The 350-nt window shown below is 69.7% G+C and carries 1 pseudogene; it reads left to right on the forward strand.

What is annotated here, in order from left to right:
• Positions 1 to 350 (forward strand): annotated as a pseudogene (locus QP415_RS11000) (nicotinate phosphoribosyltransferase); the annotation flags it as partial.

Here is a 350-nt window from a genome sequence, read left to right on the forward strand (position 1 = left end):
GCGAGTGCTACTTCCCCGGCTCTCCGCTGCTCACCGTTGAGGGCACCTTCGCGGACTGCACGCTCCTGGAGACCCTGCTCCTGTCGATCCTCAACCACGACTGCGCCGTGGCTTCGGCCGCCTCGCGTATGACGATCGCCGCTCATGGCCGTCCCTGCATGGACATGGGCGCGCGCCGCGCCCACGAGCGTGCCGCCGTCTCCGCTGCCCGCGCGGCCATCATCGGTGGCTTCCAGGGCACCTCCGACCTTGAGGCCGCCAAGCGCTACGGCATCCGCTGCATCGGCACGGCCGCCCACGCATTCACGCTCCTGCATGACAGCGAGCGCGACGCCTTCGATTCCCAGGTC

It is taken from the genome of Pauljensenia sp. UMB3104 (assembly GCF_030217285.1).
In the GTDB taxonomy this organism is placed as follows: Bacteria; Actinomycetota; Actinomycetes; order Actinomycetales; family Actinomycetaceae; genus Pauljensenia.